The following is a 21,788-nucleotide window of genomic DNA, read 5'->3' on the forward strand; positions in this document are numbered from 1 at the left end:
ATGCTTCCTAAATCACCATTCAAGATGCTTCCTAAATCGCCGTTGAGGATGCTTCCTAAATCACCATTCAAGATGCTGCCTAAATTGCCGTTGAGGATGCTTCCTAAATCACCATTCAAGATGCTTCCTAAATCGCCGTTCAAGATGCCATCTAAATCACCGTTCAAGATGCCATCTAAATCGCCATTCAAGATGCTATCCAGGTCGCCGTTGAGGATGCTTTCACCAGTCAAATCGCCGCCACCAGTTGTTGTCGTGGTCGGTTCAGGCAAATTGCTAGGAGATTCGCCTGCGTTCTCTCCTGGGTTCTCTGGGGCATCTTCCGGGGCAACTAAGGTCTGCGCTTCGGCAACAGGCGCAGTGACGCCTACTCCGATCGCGAAGGCCATCGGCAAAGTGACTGAAACCCAGCCAATGCCCTTCATCCAACGTTGAATATTCATCGAGCCCTCCTGAACTTTGCTTACTAAAACTGCTTATCAAAACTCTTTAAACACCTACCTTTGCTTGCTCAGCAGGAGCCTCAGCCAGCTCAGGTCGTAACTGATTAGCCTCCTGCTGATACTTCTCAGCCAGCTTCGCGATGCCAGCGCCGTTCTGAATTGCCTGAGTGTAGTCCTCAGCAAATTCATAAGTCGCCCTGAGTTTGTTGCCCCGCAGTTGACCCAGCTTCATCGCCCGCACCTGCTGCTCGTCGGGGTTATTGGCAACAGTGGCAATCTGCACGGCACCGGGATAGTACCGGGCATAGATGCTGTGGCCGTCGATATCCACTAGCCAGTTGGAATACAAGCCCGACCGTTTGGGATAAAAGGCTTCTGAAGCGTTGCGAGCGATAATCGTGCGCTCATAGTTGAGCAGATTCACGAAACTGTCGATCGCAACCGCCTGGATGCGGCCCACCATCTTGACGTTCATGTTCTGCATAATTTTGGGGCCAGATTCCGATTTCATGATGGTGTCCGGGTCTTGCGCGGAGAGGAACACCTCAATTCCCGCCTTGGCCCCGTTCGCACACAGCCGCCCAATCAGTTGCGCAATCGTCTGATACTCAAAGAGAATGGGCGACTCATCAATAAAGAAAATGGACTTGGGACTACCCAGCGCCCGACGCAGCGCCGCCGAGTACGCACTTAAAGACAAAATTGCCGCTTCGTTCTCATTACTGAGGTTGCGCAGGGCAAAAACGAGCAGTTGCGCGTCAGTGGGGAACGAACTGGGCCGACCGATCGCTTTGCCAATTCTGGAATTTAGCCAGTAATTGAGCTGCAACTTGATTTGACCCAACGCCGCCTCAATTTCAGGCCCCGCCTTATGCTCTAAATCCAGATTTTCATGGGTGCAGAACCCGATGAAATCGTGCAGTGTCGGCGTGTTATCCCATGCCGCAGAACCATATCCGGCAGCTTCTGCGGCAGCATAGCGCTCTCGAATCGCTGAATCTTTGAAATAGCGATTGAGCGCCCGCCCCAACAAACTGCGGATTGTCTGCTCTAGGAGCACCTGCCCTTCAGTTGAGGGCAACACCATTGTGACTAGAGCTGACTCCAGGAACGCTTTATAGTCCTGAAAACGCTCCTCTTTTTGTTCAGCCGATAGCCCCGACAGGTTGGGCATCTCCATGAGGTTGTTACTCTCGCGCCCAATGTCAAAGTAGGCCGCGTTGGGTTCTAAGAACTTGGCATAGTCGGTAAAGGTGGAGGTACCGTCCGGTTTGGGATAATCCAAACAGACGATGGGATAGCCATGCGCCAAGAACTGCGACATCATCCCAGAGACCGCAACTGATTTCCCGGAGCGGGTCGTCCCAAAGACGGCAATGTTGCGGTGCTCTTTAACGAAGTCAATCCGAATTGGACTCCCGCCCTCATCGGCAATCAGCTCAAACCCCGTTTTGCTAAGCTGCCGCGTCTGGGTCAGCGGCATTAGGCCAGGGGCTTCGTTACTGAGGTAAGTCATCTGGCGGTTGTAGGGAGAGCCCAGCAGCTTTTCCCAGGCCAGCAAGGGATAGCATTGCAGCCAGTATTGCCAAGCCAGCTCTTTTTCGCGAGTCACCTTAGCGGGCTGAATGAAAGACTCTGCCAACTGCCGACAGGCTTCATCCAGCTTCACCTTCGACTTACGATGCACCAAAAATACGGTCGCCACCTTGACCGGAATAGAGCCCTCAATAATTTGAGCCGTGGCATCAACCGTCTTCTGAGTTCGCAGCGATGCCGAAACGTCAATGCTTCTATTGTCGGCAGCACTGAGGGCGGCATTATTGCTCTGCTTAATCAACCGCTGCATTTGGGTTTTGACCAGCGCGGCATTCGCCGCCGTCACCTGACAAATGATCTCGGTGTCGATGAAGCTAGGCCGACACATCACATCCCACAGATACCGGAGTTGCGATCGCATGTTGGCAAACCCGGCTGGCTTGCTGGTGAGCGTCATGACGCCAACATGACGGTCTTTGACCTTCACCCAAGTTCTGTCAGCTTCGGGAACGCGGGATTGCCCCCCTTCTCCTTGCACCAGCAGAGACTTGACATCAATTTCGCTGGTGTAGCGCTCGTGGATATGCTTGCCATCAAAGACGATGGGATTGGGCACCGCAGGAGCATTGCCCACGTTAAAAACGCGGTATATGTTACGCCACAGAGCATCGGTGGATAGGGGTTTTATATCGAGCCCCATCTTGGCATCCAGCAAGGATTCGTACAGCAGGTACCGCTCAAAGACGTTGCGAAACATCTCCTCGAATCGCCGCCGCTCAACCTGCTCACCCTTCCCCTTAAAGCGCTCCCAGGCCGTGACGAGCTTTGCCAGCATTTTTTCAATCACATCGGCATCAGCATCAGTCGGATCGTCGCCCCCGATGGTGACGCTGCAATAGATATTGAGCTGCTTGACCCGCCGCACCCCTGATTGAGCCAGCTCTTTAACTCGCTTCTTTTCGCTCATTAAAATGAGCTTCAATTCTTGAGATGGAGCATTGGCGATGAGTTCGTCTAACTCTGCCTGCCGATCGCTGTCATCAGCAAAGCTGGTGAGGTGAAACGTCAACATGCTGCCCGAAAAGAGTTCCTTCAGCCCTGATTCAACCTTTTCGAGCGTCGGCAAAACTTGGTCAGGGCGCAGAGTGTCGTGGATGCCTTGGCAGGAAAAGCCGAACACTAAACGGTAGGCATTCCGGCGTGAGAGCAACGCCGCACCCACATCACGCCCCTTAGTTTGGAACTGGACGAAGCCGCGCAGGGCGCAGAAGTCCTCAAACGCTTGGACTGTTTGTTGCTTCTGTCGATTTTTGGCAAACAGCTTAACTTTTTGCTTGCCCAGCTTCCTATCTTTGCTCATGGCTCTAAAAATCAGTTCTAATGCGCTTGGGGCGACGCGATCGCTTCTGCTTTCGGTTGCGTTTACGCTTTGCTTTTTTTGGGTCCCTAGACTGCCCAGGGTCTAGCGGGCTGGAGTAATGTAAGTTGCCGTACAGCCAATAGGGAGTTGAATGAAATTTCGATAGGAAGCGGCTCGCGTCGCTCCCTGTGAGAATCCACCAGGTCGCCATCCCCCAGCAAATACTCAGAATCGTGATGATCCAACTTAGGCCCAGGATGCGGTTGGCAACAATAACATTTGCCAACGCAATCACCGACCAGGGAATGAGTTGATCTGCCGGGATGGGGCCAAAACTCGGCTTTAGGTTCAGCGCCCCATTCACTTGAATGAAATCGTCTGGATTTCGTACCGCCATCATCAAAAGCCTGTACGTGGAAACTCAGTTATCGAGATGAAAAGGCCAACTCGATAACCGTGACTGAAACGGCCAAAGACCTATGCGCCAACAACCAGTCCAGTTAAAACATCTGCGACTACGACAGCCACCACCACAATCAGGGGAGCCTTTGCTAGCTGCTGCCAATCGTCATCGTTGCGTCCGGCGTTGATGACGCGAATCAGAGAAACGGCGATATATAAAAGGAACAATGCGCGGAGTACGCCAAATATGATGGGGACAGTTTCACCCGCCGCATCACCGAAAGTTGTTGTAAAGAACTCTTCTGCTGCACCAAAAAATTGGGCGTAAGCATTGCCGTTCAGCCCCCCCCACAATGCCACCCCAAACAACAGCGCAGCGACTATCCGCATGTATTGGCGGCGGTCAACTTTGTCAGCTATCTGCTGAATCGTCGGATTCGACCGTCCTGCGTAACCGATCGCCAGTTTCGCCGCACCCAAGAAACCAAGACCGATCATTAGAGCGGACGCACTTACCGTCAGGTACACGGCTGCAATTCCGCCCATCACGCAATAGGGCAGAAAACGACTCAGCCGATGCGAGACCTTGCTTTGCTGTAGATCGCCAGTAGTTACCAAATACATATAAGTAATCCTCCATGCCTACAAGCAGACCGTATCAAGCAGATGTCTCTGAGTTGTTACCTTTCGATAGTTTTATGTAAACTTATGTCAAGTTGTGTCCGACCAAGATGAAGCGAAAGTTTTAGGATACGTAAATTATTGCCTGCCAAACATGGAGGCAGAAGCAGTAAAATCACGTAGTTTAGTGCATTTATGCAACTCTTCTAGGAGCGGAAAGGATAACAATGCGCATACTCTTGGTTGAACAAGGAAACGGTTTAACGGCTTTGAGGGAAACTTTCTTCTCTCGCGATCTGGAAATCAACCAGTGTGAACCATATCAGTCTATCCCGCTAATACATAGGGATCAGCCAGATGTAGTCGTCATTGACACAGAGACGTTTATAGCTTTACCAGCTTTCTTTTCACGCCTAAAAGAACTATACATAACGCCAACCACAGGAGGATATTATCCCGTCATGATTGGTGTAATTCCTCGACAGTCTAGGATCCATTCTGAGTCCCTTTATCTTGACCTTGGGTTTGATTTAGTCTTTCAAAAACCTATCGAAAGCCAGATCTTTTTTTCCCGACTTGCTGCGTTAGATCGCAGAATTGGGATTGGTAAAGCAACACTGATGTCATCGCACTTACTGATTAATACAGAAACCCAGGACTGTTATATAAAAAGTGCTCATGGCACCCTCTTTAAAGAATTTCGGGTTAGCCCCGTTCAGTTTTCTATCTTGAGGCTATTCATTCAGTCTCCGCGCAAGATATGGAGTCGTGATGAAATCGTGGCGAATCTAATCAGGGAGCCAGATGAGGTCGGCGATAGAGCGATCGACAAGACGGTTTGCCACTTGCGCAGGAAGCTAAAAAGTAACCTGAAAACAGAATGGAGGCTAGAACCAGGATATAAATATCCCTTCATCCAAACGCAAGACGGTGTTGGCTATTACTTCTTCGATGCCGTGTCGCTCCCTAGCGACGACATCAACCATTTGACCGACTCAAACATCTTGGACAACTATCATCGTCAGGCGACGCTCACGATGACGAGCGTATAGATGTCTAGACCAGTTTAAAGTCGCCCTAAAAAATGAGGATAACTTGTCCCTCAATTTGGTCTGCTTCGATCGCTCCCAAAAAGCGCGAGTCATAGGATTTTTCCCGGTTATCACCCAGTACAAAATAATGATCAGCAGGCACCTTAACCATGGGATAGTCTTCAGTTGCAGCAGTAGCGTAGTCCTCTTCAATGACAACTCCGTTGACAACTAACTGACCCGATTCAATCGCTACGGTATCACCTGGAATAGCCACAACTCGCTTGATGAACCTTACAGCCTCACGATCGCCCAGGCCGTAACGAAAACCTGTATCAAACTGTACAAGGTCACCTCGCTGAGGACTCTGGCTCAATTTATTGACCAACACTCGCTCATCCGCTTTGATTGTGGGCTCCATTGAGGGAGTCGGCACCACATTGATCGGAAAGAGTTGCCGGAGCAGCAAGAATAGCACTACGCCGGGACCACCAATCCATACCGTATCCATCCAGCTATCTCGAATGATGGCCTTGCCTTTTGAAAAGGTTGCCATGGTGCTACCCCCGAATAGCTGACGCGAAATCCTCAACCTTTTGCTCCAGCGTCATCACCGTGAGTTCTAGAGCCTTTAATGATTCAAGCTGCGCCGCATTTAGGGATCTCTGGGATAAGACCTCGCAGAGTTCAGAAAGTTCTTCTGCATTTCCCAACAAGTCTTGAACGAGAACAGGGGTGGAATATTCAAAGCCATCTAACGGCGAACTATCCAGACCCATTTGCTTGGAAATGGCATTTAGTGCGGCCTCAATCTGGCTGATTCTGTGGTTATCGCAGTAGTGGCCCTTCATCAAACCCGCGCACCTCCGAGAACTACTTCATCAAGATATCGAGTAGATGTCTCTGAGTTGTTCCCTTTTCTCCCTGAGAGCGAAAGATACCCCCCAGGGGGATTTGACATGAGAAAATCCAAGTACTAGTTTGAGAGATCAGGTTAAAAATAATAATCATGAACAATTTGATTATGAGAAAAGCTAATACAATCAGCTTGAGACATGCTCTTGAGTTAACTCTTAAAGAATTTCAAATTTCTCGCGCCTCAATTACACAGGCCAGTGGCATTTCTGAAAGCAGCTTATCCCGGTTCCTGGCAGGAAGTACCGATTTAGGGACAGAGCGTCTGCAAAAAGTGCTCAATGGACTGCCGATAGAAGCCCAATCATTTTATTTTGCGCTACTCAATCCCGGAGGGAGAGACGGAAAAGGTCAAACGACACACAAAGAAACAATAACGCTTTTACAGAAGCACCTTATAGCCTGTACTCAAGACGAGTACATGGATATACTCAGAGAGGTTATCCAATCGCGCCAAAAAATCGTGGCTAGACAGCCTTAACGAGTTATGAACTACCCCGCCTTTTGAGAAGGCGGGGTTTCCCCTGCCTTCGAGCGAGATTTTTGGCGCTTCTTCGCCCCAAGTTGCTTCATGCTGTTGCAATCAGTAGAGCTTGGCGACTCTGCGCTTGACGTTAGGCCAAGTTCCTGGCCCCGTGCCCAGATCAAGTTGACCTGGGCAGCATTGACATCTCTATCCTCGACATGACCACATGCCGGGTTAGAGCAAACATGAACTCTATCCTTCAGCGTCTTAGGTGTCAGTTCCCAGCATTCCGCACATCGCTGTGATGGCTTGAGCGGCTGGGTGGGGGATTCAAGGTGAAACCCACCAGCCTCTGCTGACTTGTAATCCAGCATTGGCCCGACCATGCCAAAGCCAACAGACAGGATGGAACGGTTCAAGCCTGCTTTTTGCTTTTTCCGTTTTCCCTTTTTGGCTCTGGCAGTCATTCCCTTGACGTTGAGTTTTTCACCGGCAATCAGGCTATTACGGCGAACTGTATCGCTGGTGAGTTTGTGTAGCCAGTCCATTCGCTGGTTGGCTACCTTTCGCTTGATTCGACTGAGCCGCCGAATCGCTTTACGCCACCGACTGGAGGCTTTCACACCTTTCTTCCGGTCGGGCTTGCGCTTTCTGCGAAGACTTTTGGATGCGGCCTTTACCTGGGCATCTCCCTCTTTGATGAAGTCAGGCTTAGCAACCTTTTCCCCATCCGAGAACGTGACCGCATCCTTGCAACCCAAGTCATATCCGACTGCCCCAGGCCCAGTTTCTCGAACGGGCACACACTCTACCGTGATAGAGGCATACCACTTGTTCACGCTGCGTCGGTAGACAATCGTGCAAGTGGTTGGCAACCCCCAGGTTCGAGCCTTGCCGCGCATCCGAATCTTGCCCAGATTCGTAATCTGTAGTTGACCATGCTTGCCATCGGTCAGGGCTTTCCAACTCTGCTTGTCAGGGAAGGTCCAGCCCGAATACTGGCGGATGGACTTGAACTTGGGGTACTTACTCAGTCCCTTGAAAAATCGTTGAAACGCAAAATCGACTCGCTTCACTGTTGCCTGCAAGGCATGACTACCGAGTTCGTTGTACTCGGGCCAGCACTCTTTGAAGGCAGGCAACAGGTTTTGCTGGTCGATATAGCCAACGGTCTTCTTGCTGACTTTGTAAGTCGTGATTCGATGCTCCAGGCAGGCATTGTAGAGGTAGCAATGCAACCTCCGCCACTCAAACAGCGTTTGCTCTTGCTGCCTGGTGGGATAAAGCCTGAATGTGACACGACGAGTTACCATGTACTAATCATGCCTTAGTCGAACATGCTATGCAAGAGTATAGAAAAGGTGCTCACAGTGTTTTTAGTATTGTGTCGCACACTTATTTTGTGACAGCTTACCGGAGAAAATGCCTAACCCCAGTCATGATTGGCCGGATTGCAGAAGTGACGGCCCGGATCTGCGTCATTAATGACTGCATCCAGCTTGAATGTGATGGTGAGGCCGACCAAGTTCATTTCATGCTGGACTTGCATCCTAAGATTGCACCATCCACGCTGTTGGGCAGCATGAAGGCGGCAAGCAGTCGAATCCTCCGAAAAGAGTTTGAGCCTGAGTTGCGCCCTCACTTCCGAAACTGGAAAAAGGGTCTGTGGGGCGACCAGCTTTATATTCGTTCCGCTGGCGGTGCTCCGCTCGAAACGTTGAAAGCGTACATCAATGCTCACTCTCGCGGCTCTAAGTAAAGTGGCCGACTCAGGGGCATCGAACCCCTTCGTCTGCCCGCTATCCTGCCCCGCCCTATAGAGGACGGGGATAGCCGCGATTTAGTTCTCTCTCCAACGGTCGTTTTTCTCTCACGACTCATCCTATTGATCCAATGCTAGGGTCGGGTTCTGTAAGGATGCCTCGTAAATAACTGCCAAGAGGTCAAGCTGCTCGGCTTGGCTACATCTATAGCAGTAACTAGCAACCAGCGCAAAGAAAGCATCTCGAACCGACCTTTGATCTTCAGTGTCTTCCTCAAAGCTGACATCCGCGCCTTGAAGCATGCCGTTTCCATTGAATAGGATCGACAAGAAGTAGTCATACTGTTCTCGGTCTAAGGCAAACACTAGCGCCTCGAAAGTAGAAAGGTTAATCGACCTACGAGAGTTCATGAACTCTGAAAGAGTACTCTCGCCAATTTGTGCCCTTGCAGCGAACTGGCCCGCAGTAGTGCCGATTTTATCTTTCAATGTGAACCTTAGCGCGGCCTGGAGACTGACTCGAAAGAGTTTGTCTCCACTATCACTACTGTCCATAGGAAGCTTAGTGCCCTCTAAATCCTTCTACATAAGATAGGCGCAAGTGGGGGGCAATAGCAAACCCTCTTACTTCCCGAAAACGCGCATATTTGCCTACCCATCCCCCCGGCCTAGCCAGCGAGATCGATTAGATTTATTGATCGATCTCGCTGGCTAAGCGGTAACATACGGCTAAGAAGGATTCTAATACACGAAAAATTGCACGGAATAAGTGCAGCTGAGCGAGGAAAGCATGGACAGTACATAGCAAGATCCCCTGACGTTGAAACGTCAGGGGATCTAATAGGAAGGATGGTGGGCCGCCTTTCTTCCGAAGTAACTAAAGTTTGACTGAATTTAGTCTTGCTGACTGAATTGAGCCTCACTTAGCTGTTTTTATATTAGCAGCTAGGCAAATTTTGCAACATATTTTTTGCGGAATCTCAGGAGGCTCAAGGTTCTAGTCAGCCTATAACCTTGACTCCTTATGAACTGCCCTGGCGAAGAGAATGCTTCGTTGTTGCCTAGATCTGAAGACGGGCAACAACTCCTCAGTATTTTTGGCAATTATCTTTGGGAAACGCTGGAGTCCCCCAACGCGGCTCCAGCTCGATGGTGCACCTTAAACTACGAACAGCGCCCACGATCGCTGTGGCGCGACTGGCTAGATCCTCACAAGCTAGTTGGCGTTAGGTTCGGCCATACGACTAAGTATGCGCTGATTGATCTCGACACACTCGGTCGCTACTGCAACGCCGAGGCTGTTACGGCTATCAAGGATGCCTTGGAGACGATTGGCATTGCTCGCACGTTGCCTATTAGCTCCAGCGTTAGCGGCGGGCTGCATGTTTATATTCCTCTGCCTACAGAGGTTCCCACCTTTGATTTAGCCTGCGTTGTCGAACAATGCCTGATTGCTCAAGGGTTTGAGATTGAGAAGGGCCACCTCGAAATCTTCCCCAACACGAAGACTTACGGCGTTGACAAATTCATTGAGTACAACGGTCATCGGCTCCCACTCCAGCCGCAGTCAGGCTCCTGCCTGCTGGATGATGACCTCAATCCGATAGGCGATCGCCTCTCTGTGTTTTTCGCAAACTGGGATTGGGCTGCACAGGGACAGGACATGGAGATGCTGCGGGCAGCACTACCGCATGGTCGTGAGGCGCGGAAGCAGGTATCTCGCAGGCGCAGGCTCTCAAAAACAGCGACCGCATGGAAAGCGGATTTAGACGATGAGATTGCCCAGGGCTGGACCGGGCCAGGACAAACCAACCGATTAATCAAAGCGATTGCCGAGCGGGGGCGCGTTTTTGAAGGACTAGATGGTTCAGACCTGGTGACTTACATCGTTGATGTCGCTACCAGTTCTCCCGGCTACGAGCAATACTGCGGCCATCAACCTGATATCTATAAACGCGCGAGGGAGTGGGCTCGATCGATCCCCAATCTCTATTGGCCCTACGGCACTAGGGAGAAGCCCAAGCCGCCGCCAGGAGGCAAAAACGCTGTAAGAGCCGCCGATGCCCGTCGCCGCATTGCTGAGGCGATCGCAAAAATTCGGGACAGCGAACCCATCACGACAATCCGCAACTTCGCCCACCGCATCGCCGAGGTTGCTTGCAGCAGCGTAAAAACGGTCTACAAGAACGCGGATCTCTGGCATCCCAATGAAGTGTCTGTAACAGCAGAGCCGATACAGGTTTCAGTCGAGGCGGCGATGGAATTATCCGCTCCCAAACCTGAACCCGATCCACCAAACCCTGATAAACAGCAGGTGTTACACACCAGGGGGGGGATAATGAAGCGTGATCTTCTTGAGGTTGGTGCGGAAGAGAAAAATATTAACAACAGGGGGGTCCGGGGGGATTTTTGGGGTTTGCCACAACCGGAACCGGAACCTTCTAGCCAAGGCCCGCCCCCAGATATCCCATTTGATGAGTGCTATTCACTCGTTCAGCGAAAAATTCAACAGTTTAAGTGGCAAATTGAGGACTTGCGTGAATTTTTGCGGCCCCGCTTCGAGGGGCGATCTTCTTTGCGCGAACTGAACGAGTATGAACTCGTCAAGTTGCTCTACTTTTTGCAAATTCATGGGGGAGTCTGCACTCAGTGCAAAGCATGATCGCCGCCATCAAAGCGGCTCTCGGTTTTGCTCACTGGCGCTCTCACGGCAAAACCACTGCTCGGCCTCCCGAATCAGGATTGGATCCCCTGATCGCAGATACTCCACCATCTTTTCTCGATAACTCTGGCGATCTTGTCGCGCTCTAGACTGCCAGTAAGCCTCTTTTTGCGATTTCGCCTGACGTTTTTGCTGCGCTTGTCGCGTTTTGAGGTCTAAAAATAGCTGTCGCCAGCCGACCACCCCATCCTCATTACGCACCTCCGATGCCGAAGCAGCCTCCTCAGGGTGCCTCAAACCCTTGCCCTGCAAAGGGTTACTATCATCGCCAGGTAATAAGCTTGTAGGGTGAGCAGCAGCGGCTGGCGTAGCCGTTGCCGCTGCTGCCGCCCCATTTAGAGGTTGGGGGGTCTGGGGGGTTTTCCACAGGTTCGGATGCCAAAGGGACTTGTACTTGTAGAGCGTGCTCCCACCAATGCCATACTCCAACAGTTTTTTGAACCGAACAGTTGTTGTTTGAGGAAGGTTACCACTATTAAATAAGTCCAACATCGCTGTTTGGATTTTATGTTGGGCCGTTTGCGATCGCTGTTCGTTCCAGGTCGTTTCAATAACTGCACTATCTTTAGCATTTTGCTTAGACTTGTATTTGCCTTGCGACGTGCCGTAGGGAAAATAGTGGCTGTTTTCAACACATCTAGCCCACTCAGCGGCTCGCTGGTGAATTTCATGCTGATGCCCACACCATTCACGATATCCCGACAAAGATTGAGCGGTAGTGACAATCACCTCTATCAAGGCATCCCCGCTTAGGGGCAAGCCTCCATGGATAACGTGATGAAAAACGTAAGCCCGCATTGTAATGCGGCCCAGCAGACGATTCGTTTGTCCTTTCCCTGTCCAACCGACGTCAATTTCAGCATTGAGATCATTGAGAAACTTATCCGCTCGTTTCGATACCCGATGGCGACAGCGACGCTGCTGCCGAAGTAGCTGGCCGATAATCCCTGAGTCAATTGAATTACGCTGTTGGCACCGCTGCCACTGTTGAACAAACGTTTCCTGATGACCGCTAATGGGTTCCAATTCAGCATTAAGCAAATAGGAGCCTGCTTGCAGGGGCAACCGATGGGCATTGAAGAGAGTCTGTGTGCCCTCAACCACGTAGAGCTTAGGATTAGGAAACACCTCCAATTGGCCGGGCTGGCACTTGAAACCCTGATTTTCTAGCAGGGTCGTGACCACGGCTGAAAGCTGCCAGGAGTTCTGAGGTGTCTCGAACGGAAAGTAAAGGTGCAGCCCTTGCGAATAGCTAGAGGTACAGACCATATAGCTGACAAGACCCAGAGGTTCTAAAGCATCGGCAATCCGCTTAATGGCTAACGGGTCTTGTTTTGGATGATATGCACTGCCAATATCGATATCTAGCAGACAATATTGAGTCTCGGTGCCAAACCGCACTCCATAGAGGTAAGCCCCTTGCTGAATGAGGCGATCGCTGAGGGGATAGCGGCTCTCAGTTTGCCATTGAGGGCGATCTCCAAGATCAGGATGAGCGGCATAAATAAAATCATAGCGATGCGGAAATAGAGTGAGAAAGGTTTCTTTCTCCTCTATGTAAGCGAAAGAGGTAGTGCCTGCCGCTAAAATGGCACACCTCCTAAGCCGTCATTGTGAACAAACCCAAGCTGCTCTAGTGAATCGAATCTAGAGTTGCTAAAATTGTTAAGCACGATAAAATCGTCCACATCTGTGGATTGTGTAATTAAGTAAAGGCCCTATGCGAACTTTGGACGGTGAGCTAGGGTCTTTGCTTTTGGTCTTTTGTGAGCCAGTTGCCTTGAGCAACCGCGTAAGAACTACCCTGATTGCTTAAGACAGATTTTGAACCATAGGCATCAGTTCATCTGTTTTGATAGGCAGAGGTTAGCACTGGAATATAAGGGATTCAACCACTTAAAATTCTTAATACGGCAAAATGATAGGCAAGAGATACGGCAAAATGATAGGCAATTCCCTACGCCAAATTGATAGGCGTAGACGCGCTATATACGGTAAAATGATAGGCAATTCCCTACGTCAAATTGATAGGCGTAGACGCGCTATATACGGCAAAATGATAGGCAATTCCCTACGCCAAATTGATAGGCAATTGGCCAAAACCTCTCGCCAGATACAAGTAAGCTGATGAGAGCATCCACTATATACGGTAAAATGATAGGCAATTCCCTACGCCAAACTGATAGGCATTGACGCGCTACATACGGCAAAATGATAGGCAACTCCCTACGCCAAATTGATAGGCATTGACGCGCTACATACGACAAAATGATAGGCAACTCCCTACGCCAAATTGATAGGCAATTCCCTAAAAAACGTACGCTAAATTGATAGGTGTTTTCTATTTTGAAAGAACGCCTTTATTATGAGGTTCATTAACCGAAGCTGTGGAAAGCATTTGTTATGGGCAACTCAAGCACGCAACTTGATTTATTCGCAGTTGATAGCCAACTTGTTCGACTCTTGCCTCGTGCAGGCGCTTCGTTTCGTAATCCTGATGTTAATTTGCCCGTTCTCCGTGCAGATGCAGGTGGTTATTATTTAGAGATGAGGGTCGATGCTGATCCAGAGGAAATGAGTGAAGTTGGTCTGACGCGCCGGATTCCCTTGGAAAATCTTTCTAGAGAAGCATGGCAAGAGCTTAAAAAGCAGTACGACAACATAGACTTAGAAGCCTACTTAAGCAAAGGTATTAAAGGCTTAGAAAAAATTGAGGATATGCGGGTTCGACGGTTGACAGCAACACTGCTTACCTTTCTAAATCCGCGACAAGTGGAATTAGTTCTTTATCTTTACAGAGCGGCCTCTGTTTGTGAGACTGGGCCAATAGCGAAATTTCGCTCGAATGATTTACTAGAAGTTATGGGCTATAGCCGCACTAAGGATGGTGGCTTTCATGCAAACATCAGATCCCAGCTTCATTGCGATCTAATGGCATTACACAGAACGGAGCTAGTTTACGCTGAAGAAACTGAGACTGCTAATGGCATCGTCGCTGAAGTCACGATCAAAAACATTCTGCGTATTCAAAAATTTAAAGTTGACAATGTACAGCGTGATTTTGATACAGACAAAGCAGCTGATTATACCTACGGGTCAGCAGATGAATACTTAGTGAATTTGGAGTTCTTCCAAACACCAACACCGGCTGGTGGTGATTATGTGCTTTTTGGCAATATTGACATGCAACAGCGAGTTGGAGGCAGCGCCAACAACAACTATGGAACAAAGCTACTTATATATTTAGCTAGTCGACTAAAATGGGATTCTCCGAAAGACGGCCAGTATCTAACAATATCGAAACGTCATTTGTTCAAGAATTTGGACTTATTTGGAAGTAATACTTCTCGGAACAGCACTATTTTCTGGCGAACGGTTGATGAATTGAAGGAGAAAGGCTTCTTGCTAAATGCTTGTGAGATACCGGGCAAAAGGAAGAACAGTGTATTGATAGAGTTTCAGCTCAATACCGATAAGATTCGACTTAGCAGTAATAGCCACAATACATAAAAATCTCTGCTCTATTCATGTTCTAGCCTTCGAGAAGGATGTTTACTCAACTACGTTTTCCTGATTCTCCGAAATTAATCATTTACGAAGAGCAAGCTTGACATACTCCCCCGTTTTCTAAACGGGGGAGTATGTCAAAGTTCCATATAGGGTTTCTTTAGCCGCCATTGCCACTTTTGTCGTTTTTGCTTCTCCTGAGTCAGATCATGAATTTGCCGATGCTGCTCAATTAGCTGTTGCTGCTGTGACTCCATCTGCGTCTGAATGACACTTTGGCAATAGTCTAGTTCTTCGCATTGCCCAAACCCTTGCCTCACCGCCTGGGCAGTATCGCCCTGCCTGATGATTTCTAATATCTCCTGTTCGGAATGTCCTGCGGAGATTGCGCCATTGGCGACTGTGCGATCTCGCTCTATCCCCGACTCCTGATTGGTCGATGGTTGGGCATAGTGCTCGTACAGCTCCCGCAGTTTCCGCTGGTACTCCTCATAGTCGGCCAGCTTCTGTTGGCACTCGGCAGAGCTCGCATTTGCCGTTTGCTGCAAGGTGCTGTCCTGGGCCGTGTCGTAATAAATTGAGTGATATTTCTGAAGACCTTCGAAGGAATAGGCGCGGCCCAATCGCCGTCCTGCAAAAGCAGAGCCGTCTATGCCGAAGCTGATACCCGTATAGCGATCGCCGCTGTGCCGGAGTTGAACGTCAATATCCTCGGCCTTGAGTCGTGTGACGAGCAGCGCCATCGTCGGTTTATCCGCTGTGGCTGCGTCAATCGCTGCCCACAACTTTTCCTTGGGCAACACCTCACCCGTTCGCGACTTTTGTCTTGACTCTCCAGTGGTGAGATTCTTGATGTGAATAGTCGGACGGTCGGGCATGGAAGCTAACCCAAATCGGTTCTCAAGCGATCGCTCAACCTTGCGGAGTCGCAACTTGCTGAAACTATCGTCAATCCATTCATTTGCCGTGTTGACCGTCGCCGCCACAATATGCCAGTGCTGCACCCCTCGCTTATGCTCTTGGTCGTGATGCTGCACTGCAAAGTAGGCACAACGCTCATGACCCATTTCTGCAAGCAATCGTCGAGTGACAGCCGCCATCTGTTTCCGAGTCAACTCTTCTCCCGGCGTGAGACTGACTGAGTAGTGAACCGCAATTTTCTCGACAGGTTTGCGCCTGGGAAGGGCTGCTTGCCACTCTAATTCTCGCGCTAGGTTTGCGGCTGTTTCGCCCACCATGTTAGAAGCCAAAATAGCCTCTCCGGGCAAGCGCTGCGTGGAAGGTTGTTTTTCAGCATCTAGCACGTAAGCACAGAGCGCCTGAGCATCACTTGACTTAGTAACTTTAATCCTCATCGGAAAGCGTATGGTTGGATTTCTTTTAGGCAGGAATTAACCTCTTAAGCTAATCTATCGCCTCCGACCGCATCATGGAGCTGCTGCAAAATCTCCTGAACCGAGATACTTGTTTCCATTTGTGTCTGTCGTTGCAACTGCTTCATTGCATCGCGCAAAGCTGATAGTTGGCAGGTCAGCTTTGCGGATGCTTGACCTTCTGATTCTTCAATTAAAACTGATAGCGCTTCATTCAACGTCAGCGCAAACGCATGAAGCTGATGAAGAACCTGGCTGCTTGTACCTGATTCTTGAAGAATTAGATCTCGCGCATGTTGACGGCCATTGCCTCCGCTTAAAGCATCCAAGGTTTGCTTTTCATCTGGCGTAAGTCGTATAACGACTCGCTCAGTTCGTTTTTGATCAGGCATAACCAAAAAAAACTCAAAAAATCGTCGATGGTAACAACTCAGAGACATCTACTCAATAAGGTGACTGTATCGACGTTCACCAATATCAAGATGACCCCAACGCTTTACGACCCAACTCAAAGCCAAATAACGTACTTGACCGAGATGCTAGGCGTGTCTATTCAAAACAGTACACTGAACCCCTCTCAGCAGCGACTAGATAATCTATTCCAAATTGCCACTGACTTACTTGACCAGTCAGAGAGAATAGCGCCCAGCAGTCAAACCCTGTTGGCAGTTCATCTAATTGCCTGCGCCGATGATCTCGACAAAGACCATCTTGCTCTCTTAGCTCTCCCCAGTCGCCTCAAAGCGATCGCTGTGGCACTGCCTGCCCAAGCGCCCTTGCTCGAAGTAGGCGAAGCGCTGAAGCAGATAGAAAGCTTTCCACTATCTAGCAATCCTGCGGCCTGGTTAACTGCGATCGCGCAACAGCTCTTGGCCGACCCCCCTTCCCTCCAGGCGCTTAAAGCTACTGGATTGTTCACAGCTTAAATACAAATGGTGCCACTCTGCCACAACTTGCTATCGCGAAAAGTTGATCTTTGGAGGTGCGAAAGCAGGAGCAGCACTGGGGGCGATGCAGAGAGCACTGACCGGAGCACCATTAGAGCGACAAAAAGGGCCAAAAGTAGTGCGCTAACTAACGTATCTGTAGAGCGTCAGTCAGTGCGACAACCGGAGCGAAAGCAGGGGCAGTATCAGGTGTGGTGTTAGGCGCAGCAAACGGTGTTGTATTTGGAGTGCTATCAAATGCGGACATTAGTGATAAATAAAAGGCGCAAATCGGTGCAGTGGAGAGTGCTCAGAACGGTGCCAAACATGAGGCGGAAATTAATGGTGCTCAAAGGGCAGTATCAGGGGCACTTGACGGGGCAGCGTATAGAGCCAGAAATGAAACCACATCAAATGGGGATGATGGTGCGAAAAATGGTGTTGCGTTTAGAGCGTCATCAAGTGTGAAAGTCGATCTCAAGAAAAGGGCGCTACCCAACGCGCAATTTAGCGCGTTGGAAAGTGATAAGAACCGGGCAAGGTTGAGAGCAATGGATAGTGCGTAGATCAGGGCGAAGTTAAGTGCGATGGCTGAGGCTGCTGTTTGGAGGAAATTGAAGTGACATCCGTTAAAGATGTATTCAATCAACAATTAGAAGAAGAGAAGCAGGCACAAGTTGAATCATTCTCCCCACGGACAGTAAGAGATTTTATTCGGATCTGTCTTCCATACATTCGCAAAGAAGTTAAAAAAAAGACCTCATGGGACATCATTGCTAAAGCGATTAAAGCAGTGGCGGAAGAAAGTTACGACGTAAAAATTCGCATTGCACCATCCACTGCAAAAAGAGCCTACTACGCACTGACTAGCAAGAAGAAAGGCAAACAATCAAAATCGCGATCGCGCTCCACCTCGACAACTTCCCAGCAATCCAAGCCTTCTGCTGAGGCCGCAGCACAAGTCCCATCTACAACATCAACACCAGAGCCAGCCCCAAGGCCGGAACCTGTAGCGCGATCGCCAGCGGCAGCAGAACCCAAATCGGAAGCCGCAAAGCCAACTGCTGTTGATAAATCGCCTGCAGCAGACCAGCAGGTGACATCAACCCAAGATCTGCACCCTAATCGCTTTCGTGACCGATTTAAGAAAGCCAAGAAGAGGAATCCCAAAACGACGACGGGATATGAAAACTGTAAATCTCTCTGAGGAATGCACTCATGGCTAACTCAACTCAACAAAAACGTGCCGTCATGCTGGTTCCCGGCAAAGGTGGCACAGGCAAAACATTGTTCGCCCGAATGCTCTACTACGCCCTGGTCGAGGCCGGAGTCGATGTCATTGGATTTGACTCAGATACCGAAAACCCAGAGCTGGCTAACTATCACTCCCAGAAAAAGTATCAAGTCTACAAGGGCAACCTGCTGGAAATTGAAGGCTCTCACAAACTGCTGGAGATGTTGGACAAGAAAAAGCCTGATGTGGCCCTCATTGACATGCCAGCGGCCAGCGGCCACCAGACCCGCGATCGCATGGAACACTTCAACCTCCTGGATCTAAGTGAAGACAAAGCAATGCCATATCGCTTCAGCTTTGTCTGCGTGTTGGATATTGGCCTGCCTGCGGTGCGCTCACTGCATGATGTGATGACTTTTTGTGGCGATCGCGCTGACTATGTGGCTATCCGCAATCAATTCTGGGAAGACGGCAGCAAGTCAGACGACAGTAGTTTTGCCATTTGGGAAGAGTCTGAGGCGTACAAATTGTTTGAATCGCTGAAAGGCATCGAGATTGCCATGCCTGCCTTAGACCGACTCACCTTTCAAGAGATGCACCCCAGCACTAACTTTTTCGATGCCGAGAAGCTACCAGTCGGCCACCGGCTCATCACTCAGTCATTCCTGCGGCGGGGGGTGGCTGAGTTAAATTTCGCAGCTCCTTACCTGGGCTTGTCTCCCAAGAATCTATCTGGTGTGCCCAAAGAGAGCGCAGGGGCAGCATGATGCAGAACATCAATGGTGATGGGCGCTCAGCTAAAGCGTCCGGTCAGAGCACCTCACCACCTCCATCTCAAGAAGACGATTCACTGATTCAGGCAGTGAGTGACGTAGCTCGCACCGTTGACCGACTGCAAATCAGTGTTGATCGACAAATCCGAGAACTGACGGAGCACGTCAACCGATGTGAGACTAATCATCAGGAGGATATGGGGCATTGGCGAACAGTAACGGAGGAGCTGAGCAATCTCCTCAAGGTCAAAGCACAGTCCACTCAAGAGGTGAGCAGCAGCTACATGCAACTCGCCGAACACTTAGCGAAGTTCGCCAGATACTTAACGATGTCCGAGATGACCTTGAGCAGGGTCGAGCAGCCGTTGCTCAATTTCTTGAAAGTAGCGCCCAGTTTGGGCGAAGGTTCAGCGACAACCGAAGCGAGCCCGTGGCAGACGCAGGAGGTCTTACAGGCCCTCTCCGAAGCCAAGGCGAACAACCAACAAATGCAGTCGGAGTTGAAGCAAACCCTGCGCCAGATGCAGCGGGGCGCGATCGCCAGCCACCCAAAAAAAGAAACTTCGATTTGGACTGATTTGGCAAACTGGAAAGCCGCCCTGGTCTGGTTTGGCATGGGCTCAGTCTTTGTCGCGGGGATGATGTATGTCGTCTTTCGCGGCAGTGGCTTCCAGCAAGCGATGCGGGCAATGCAACTACAGAGCGGGACCGTCGATGCGCGTTTGGAGCGGATTGAAATCTGGTTGGGCATTGAGGGTGTCAGCAACGAAGACCTTGAATTTGAAGATCGGCCCATGCCTGAAGAGTAGCTAGAGCTCTCAAAAAAATTGGAAGGCACGGCAGGAATTTTATTCCTGCCGTGTCTTAGTTTTGCAACATCAGGGGCCTTGCAAAAACCCCCGCATTGCACCACCAAAGTCAGAGCCTTGCAAACGCTCTAACGTTGGTGGATTGGGCAGACTACAGGATTTTGCAGCATCCTGTACTGTTCCCCTACGCTGCCGACCTCTGCAAAAGCCGGTGAGCGCAGTTCTATTTCATCAGGGCGCTAGCCCATGCCCTGCTACAAAGCTTTCAGAATTTCAGGGTGAGCGCTCAGGGCAGCTTTGATGTCAGCATTTAGCATGTGCTTGCCTTCGCCCCTGGCATTGCGCCAAGGGATGTCGAAATGCGTGGCGATCGCTCGCAGTTTCTTGGTCGTTTTGACGTTGCTCTCCAAGATGGCCTGGACAGCAGCAGGGATTTCAGGCTGAGCTAAGTCAGCATCAGCAACGGTCAGTTCTGCCACTGGCTCGACGACAGACTCAGAGACTGAAGTCGAGTCCCACTTGGCGTCACAGTAGGCGCGAAAATCGTAACCAGCGATGGCCGCGTAGAGTCCGGCCAGGACAATCAACCGGCAGGCTGACTGAGTCCATTGCTCAACGTCGGCGGCCCACTCCGCTTGGTAGCAGGCGCGAAACTGGCGGCCAGCTTTGATGCTGTATAAGCCAGCCAAGACGGCCAGCCAAAAGGTAACTTGGATGGCGATGCTGGTGATAGTCCAGGCGTCACGGTAAATGCGCCGAGCCTTCTTCGAGGTCAGTGCTTTGTAGGTAGCGATCGCGATTGGGGACAGCGTTTTGTAGGTTGCTGCTGCTGTCTCCACAATGGTTTGCCCTGCGATCGCGTAGGGCTTAGAAAGTGTTGCAAACATAGGTTCCTCCTTGTGAAGTGATGGTTGGCAATTTGTAGCGAGACAACCCCGGCAAGACTTGAAACGAAAACCTGAAATGAAGCCGAGGTTGCTACACCGCCATCGCGCTAGCGCTTCAGGAAAAAGCAACAATAGAGAGGTCGAGTCCATTACCCGAAATGACTGAACCCACTCGATTTGTCTTGAACGGCCAGGAGCCAGTACCGTGCGACAGCCTTGAGGACTGGCAACGGTTCATGGGGGACATCGCAGGCCGAACAGTGGCTCAGAATGTGGTCGGCAAGTTTCATATCACAACGACCTTTGAGGGTGCCAATCTCGGCAGTTCAACAGAGCCAAAGTTTTTCTTGACGGTTGTTGCGGAAAGTGAAGACCCACCTTTCTTGAGTGAAACCTGGGAGCGGGCGGAGACAACCCATCAGGCAGTGATGCGCTGTGCAAAAGGTCTCAGCAACCTGACCCCGGAAAAAATCGCTGCTGGTCACAGGTTTGTTGGTTTTGGGGTGCAATCTGACAGACTTTGGTTCGTAATGGAGTCTGAAGAGAGCGCGATCTCAGCCCTCCCAGAGTCAGCTACTAACTGGCATCGGGAGGGCCACACAATCGTTTTTACGCCACCTGTCAGGAATCAGCAACAACCGTGACGCATAGATTATCTCTGAGCGCGAACAAGGTTTCGGTTGCCTGATTAACTCGCCGGGTATACTGTCTTGCCAATTCCTCATTGTCGAAACAAACCTGGAATTCGCCTTCTGTGGAATAGGTAACAAGGCCGTTGTACTCCTGAGCCAATTCAAGGGCTTCGGTAAGTTCATCAGCGCTGGATGCTTCGACTTCTTCGGCATCAGGGACTTCCTGCATTGTTGGGGAAAGGTCGCAGCCATCGAAGCCGACAAGCCCGACTCCCAGTAACAATAGGACTGCTAGGGAGATGATTCTTCTGAACATAATGACAACTACCTTGTGAAACAACACAGCGGAGTGCTGCATTGCTACATCGCGGTAGCGTTCAAAAAAGCAG

The 21,788-nt window shown here is 50.2% G+C and carries 21 protein-coding genes and 1 pseudogene; 10 read left to right on the forward strand and 12 right to left on the reverse strand.

The window, feature by feature from the left end:
* The 3 genes and pseudogenes from JUK32_RS26625 to JUK32_RS26635 form a co-directional block, all read right to left on the reverse strand.
* Positions 1-443 (reverse strand): annotated as a pseudogene (locus JUK32_RS26625) (hypothetical protein); the annotation flags it as partial.
* A gap of 46 nt (positions 444-489) precedes the next feature.
* Positions 490-3,339: a hypothetical protein gene (locus JUK32_RS26630; RefSeq protein WP_204141918.1), complete on the reverse strand. Its 2,850-nt coding sequence runs from the start codon at positions 3,337-3,339 to the stop codon at positions 490-492.
* Between the two features lie 477 nt (positions 3,340-3,816).
* Complete coding sequence (locus JUK32_RS26635) at positions 3,817-4,365, reverse strand: hypothetical protein (RefSeq protein ID WP_204141919.1); 549 nt, start codon at positions 4,363-4,365, stop codon at positions 3,817-3,819.
* 224 nt (positions 4,366-4,589) lie between these two features.
* Here JUK32_RS26635 and JUK32_RS26640 point away from each other — a divergent pair, with 224 nt between their 5' ends.
* Positions 4,590-5,414: a winged helix-turn-helix domain-containing protein gene (locus tag JUK32_RS26640; protein WP_204141920.1), complete on the forward strand. Its 825-nt coding sequence runs from the start codon at positions 4,590-4,592 to the stop codon at positions 5,412-5,414.
* Positions 5,415-5,439: 25 nt separating this feature from the next.
* Here JUK32_RS26640 and lepB read toward each other — a convergent pair whose 3' ends face one another.
* Together lepB and JUK32_RS26650 are read right to left on the reverse strand one after the other, a co-directional pair.
* Positions 5,440-5,949 (reverse strand): signal peptidase I, encoded by a 510-nt coding sequence (gene lepB / locus JUK32_RS26645; protein ID WP_204141921.1) that lies wholly within the window; start codon positions 5,947-5,949, stop codon positions 5,440-5,442.
* Positions 5,950-5,953: 4 nt separating this feature from the next.
* Positions 5,954-6,244 carry a hypothetical protein gene (locus tag JUK32_RS26650; RefSeq protein ID WP_204141922.1) on the reverse strand — a complete coding sequence of 97 codons (291 nt, stop codon included), beginning with the start codon at positions 6,242-6,244 and terminating at the stop codon, positions 5,954-5,956.
* A gap of 158 nt (positions 6,245-6,402) precedes the next feature.
* On the opposite strand from JUK32_RS26650, the gene JUK32_RS26655 reads away from it, so the two are divergent.
* Entirely contained in the window at positions 6,403-6,789 is a 387-nt protein-coding gene (locus tag JUK32_RS26655; protein ID WP_204141923.1) for a hypothetical protein, read from the forward strand.
* An 11-nt stretch (positions 6,790-6,800) separates the two neighbouring features.
* Here JUK32_RS26655 and JUK32_RS26660 read toward each other — a convergent pair whose 3' ends face one another.
* Positions 6,801-8,087 carry an RNA-guided endonuclease TnpB family protein gene (locus JUK32_RS26660; RefSeq protein ID WP_204141924.1) on the reverse strand — a complete coding sequence of 429 codons (1,287 nt, stop codon included), beginning with the start codon at positions 8,085-8,087 and terminating at the stop codon, positions 6,801-6,803.
* A 29-nt stretch (positions 8,088-8,116) separates the two neighbouring features.
* Here JUK32_RS26660 and tnpA point away from each other — a divergent pair, with 29 nt between their 5' ends.
* Positions 8,117-8,533, forward strand: a complete 417-nt coding sequence (gene tnpA / locus JUK32_RS26665) for an IS200/IS605 family transposase (RefSeq protein WP_204141925.1) — start codon at positions 8,117-8,119, stop codon at positions 8,531-8,533.
* A gap of 123 nt (positions 8,534-8,656) precedes the next feature.
* Here the strand turns inward: tnpA and JUK32_RS26670 are convergent, their stop codons facing one another.
* Positions 8,657-9,025 carry a hypothetical protein gene (locus JUK32_RS26670; protein WP_204141926.1) on the reverse strand — a complete coding sequence of 123 codons (369 nt, stop codon included), beginning with the start codon at positions 9,023-9,025 and terminating at the stop codon, positions 8,657-8,659.
* Between the two features lie 565 nt (positions 9,026-9,590).
* Here JUK32_RS26670 and JUK32_RS26675 point away from each other — a divergent pair.
* A complete protein-coding gene (locus JUK32_RS26675; protein WP_204141927.1) occupies positions 9,591-11,198 on the forward strand; it encodes a hypothetical protein in 1,608 nt (535 codons plus the stop codon).
* A 9-nt stretch (positions 11,199-11,207) separates the two neighbouring features.
* Here the strand turns inward: JUK32_RS26675 and JUK32_RS26680 are convergent, their stop codons facing one another.
* The gene (locus JUK32_RS26680; protein ID WP_204141928.1) at positions 11,208-12,659 is read right to left on the reverse strand and encodes a hypothetical protein; all 1,452 of its coding nucleotides are present in this window, start codon (positions 12,657-12,659) and stop codon (positions 11,208-11,210) included.
* A gap of 1,002 nt (positions 12,660-13,661) precedes the next feature.
* Here JUK32_RS26680 and JUK32_RS26685 point away from each other — a divergent pair.
* Positions 13,662-14,768, forward strand: a complete 1,107-nt coding sequence (locus JUK32_RS26685; protein ID WP_204141929.1) for a hypothetical protein — start codon at positions 13,662-13,664, stop codon at positions 14,766-14,768.
* A gap of 134 nt (positions 14,769-14,902) precedes the next feature.
* Here the strand turns inward: JUK32_RS26685 and JUK32_RS26690 are convergent, their stop codons facing one another.
* Positions 14,903-16,015, reverse strand: coding sequence for a relaxase/mobilization nuclease domain-containing protein (locus JUK32_RS26690; RefSeq protein WP_375541610.1), 1,113 nt, complete (start codon positions 16,013-16,015; stop codon positions 14,903-14,905).
* A 149-nt stretch (positions 16,016-16,164) separates the two neighbouring features.
* Positions 16,165-16,530 carry a hypothetical protein gene (locus tag JUK32_RS26695; protein WP_204141931.1) on the reverse strand — a complete coding sequence of 122 codons (366 nt, stop codon included), beginning with the start codon at positions 16,528-16,530 and terminating at the stop codon, positions 16,165-16,167.
* Positions 16,531-16,683: 153 nt separating this feature from the next.
* On the opposite strand from JUK32_RS26695, the gene JUK32_RS26700 reads away from it, so the two are divergent.
* The 4 genes from JUK32_RS26700 (at position 16,684) to JUK32_RS26715 (ending at position 19,880) form a co-directional block, all read left to right on the forward strand.
* Positions 16,684-17,064: a hypothetical protein gene (locus tag JUK32_RS26700; protein ID WP_204141932.1), complete on the forward strand. Its 381-nt coding sequence runs from the start codon at positions 16,684-16,686 to the stop codon at positions 17,062-17,064.
* 604 nt (positions 17,065-17,668) lie between these two features.
* Positions 17,669-18,271 (forward strand): hypothetical protein, encoded by a 603-nt coding sequence (locus tag JUK32_RS26705; RefSeq protein WP_204141933.1) that lies wholly within the window; start codon positions 17,669-17,671, stop codon positions 18,269-18,271.
* An 11-nt stretch (positions 18,272-18,282) separates the two neighbouring features.
* On the forward strand, positions 18,283-19,065 hold the full coding sequence (locus tag JUK32_RS26710) for an ATP-binding protein (protein WP_204141934.1): 783 nt from the start codon (positions 18,283-18,285) through the stop codon (positions 19,063-19,065).
* Positions 19,062-19,880, forward strand: a complete 819-nt coding sequence (locus JUK32_RS26715) for a hypothetical protein (protein ID WP_204141935.1) — start codon at positions 19,062-19,064, stop codon at positions 19,878-19,880. Before JUK32_RS26710 ends, JUK32_RS26715 begins: the two co-directional genes overlap by 4 nt.
* A 254-nt stretch (positions 19,881-20,134) precedes the next feature.
* Here the strand turns inward: JUK32_RS26715 and JUK32_RS26720 are convergent, their stop codons facing one another.
* Positions 20,135-20,767 (reverse strand): hypothetical protein, encoded by a 633-nt coding sequence (locus tag JUK32_RS26720; protein WP_204141936.1) that lies wholly within the window; start codon positions 20,765-20,767, stop codon positions 20,135-20,137.
* Positions 20,768-20,925: 158 nt separating this feature from the next.
* Here JUK32_RS26720 and JUK32_RS26725 point away from each other — a divergent pair, with 158 nt between their 5' ends.
* Positions 20,926-21,411: a hypothetical protein gene (locus JUK32_RS26725; protein ID WP_204141937.1), complete on the forward strand. Its 486-nt coding sequence runs from the start codon at positions 20,926-20,928 to the stop codon at positions 21,409-21,411.
* On the opposite strand, the gene JUK32_RS26730 is transcribed toward JUK32_RS26725, so the two are convergent.
* Positions 21,389-21,757, reverse strand: a complete 369-nt coding sequence (locus JUK32_RS26730; protein WP_204141938.1) for a hypothetical protein — start codon at positions 21,755-21,757, stop codon at positions 21,389-21,391. The genes JUK32_RS26725 and JUK32_RS26730 overlap by 23 nt on opposite strands.
* Positions 21,758-21,788 lie beyond the last annotated feature (31 nt).

The organism is Halomicronema sp. CCY15110, assembly GCF_016888165.1.
GTDB lineage: Bacteria > Cyanobacteriota > Cyanobacteriia > Phormidesmidales > Phormidesmidaceae > Halomicronema.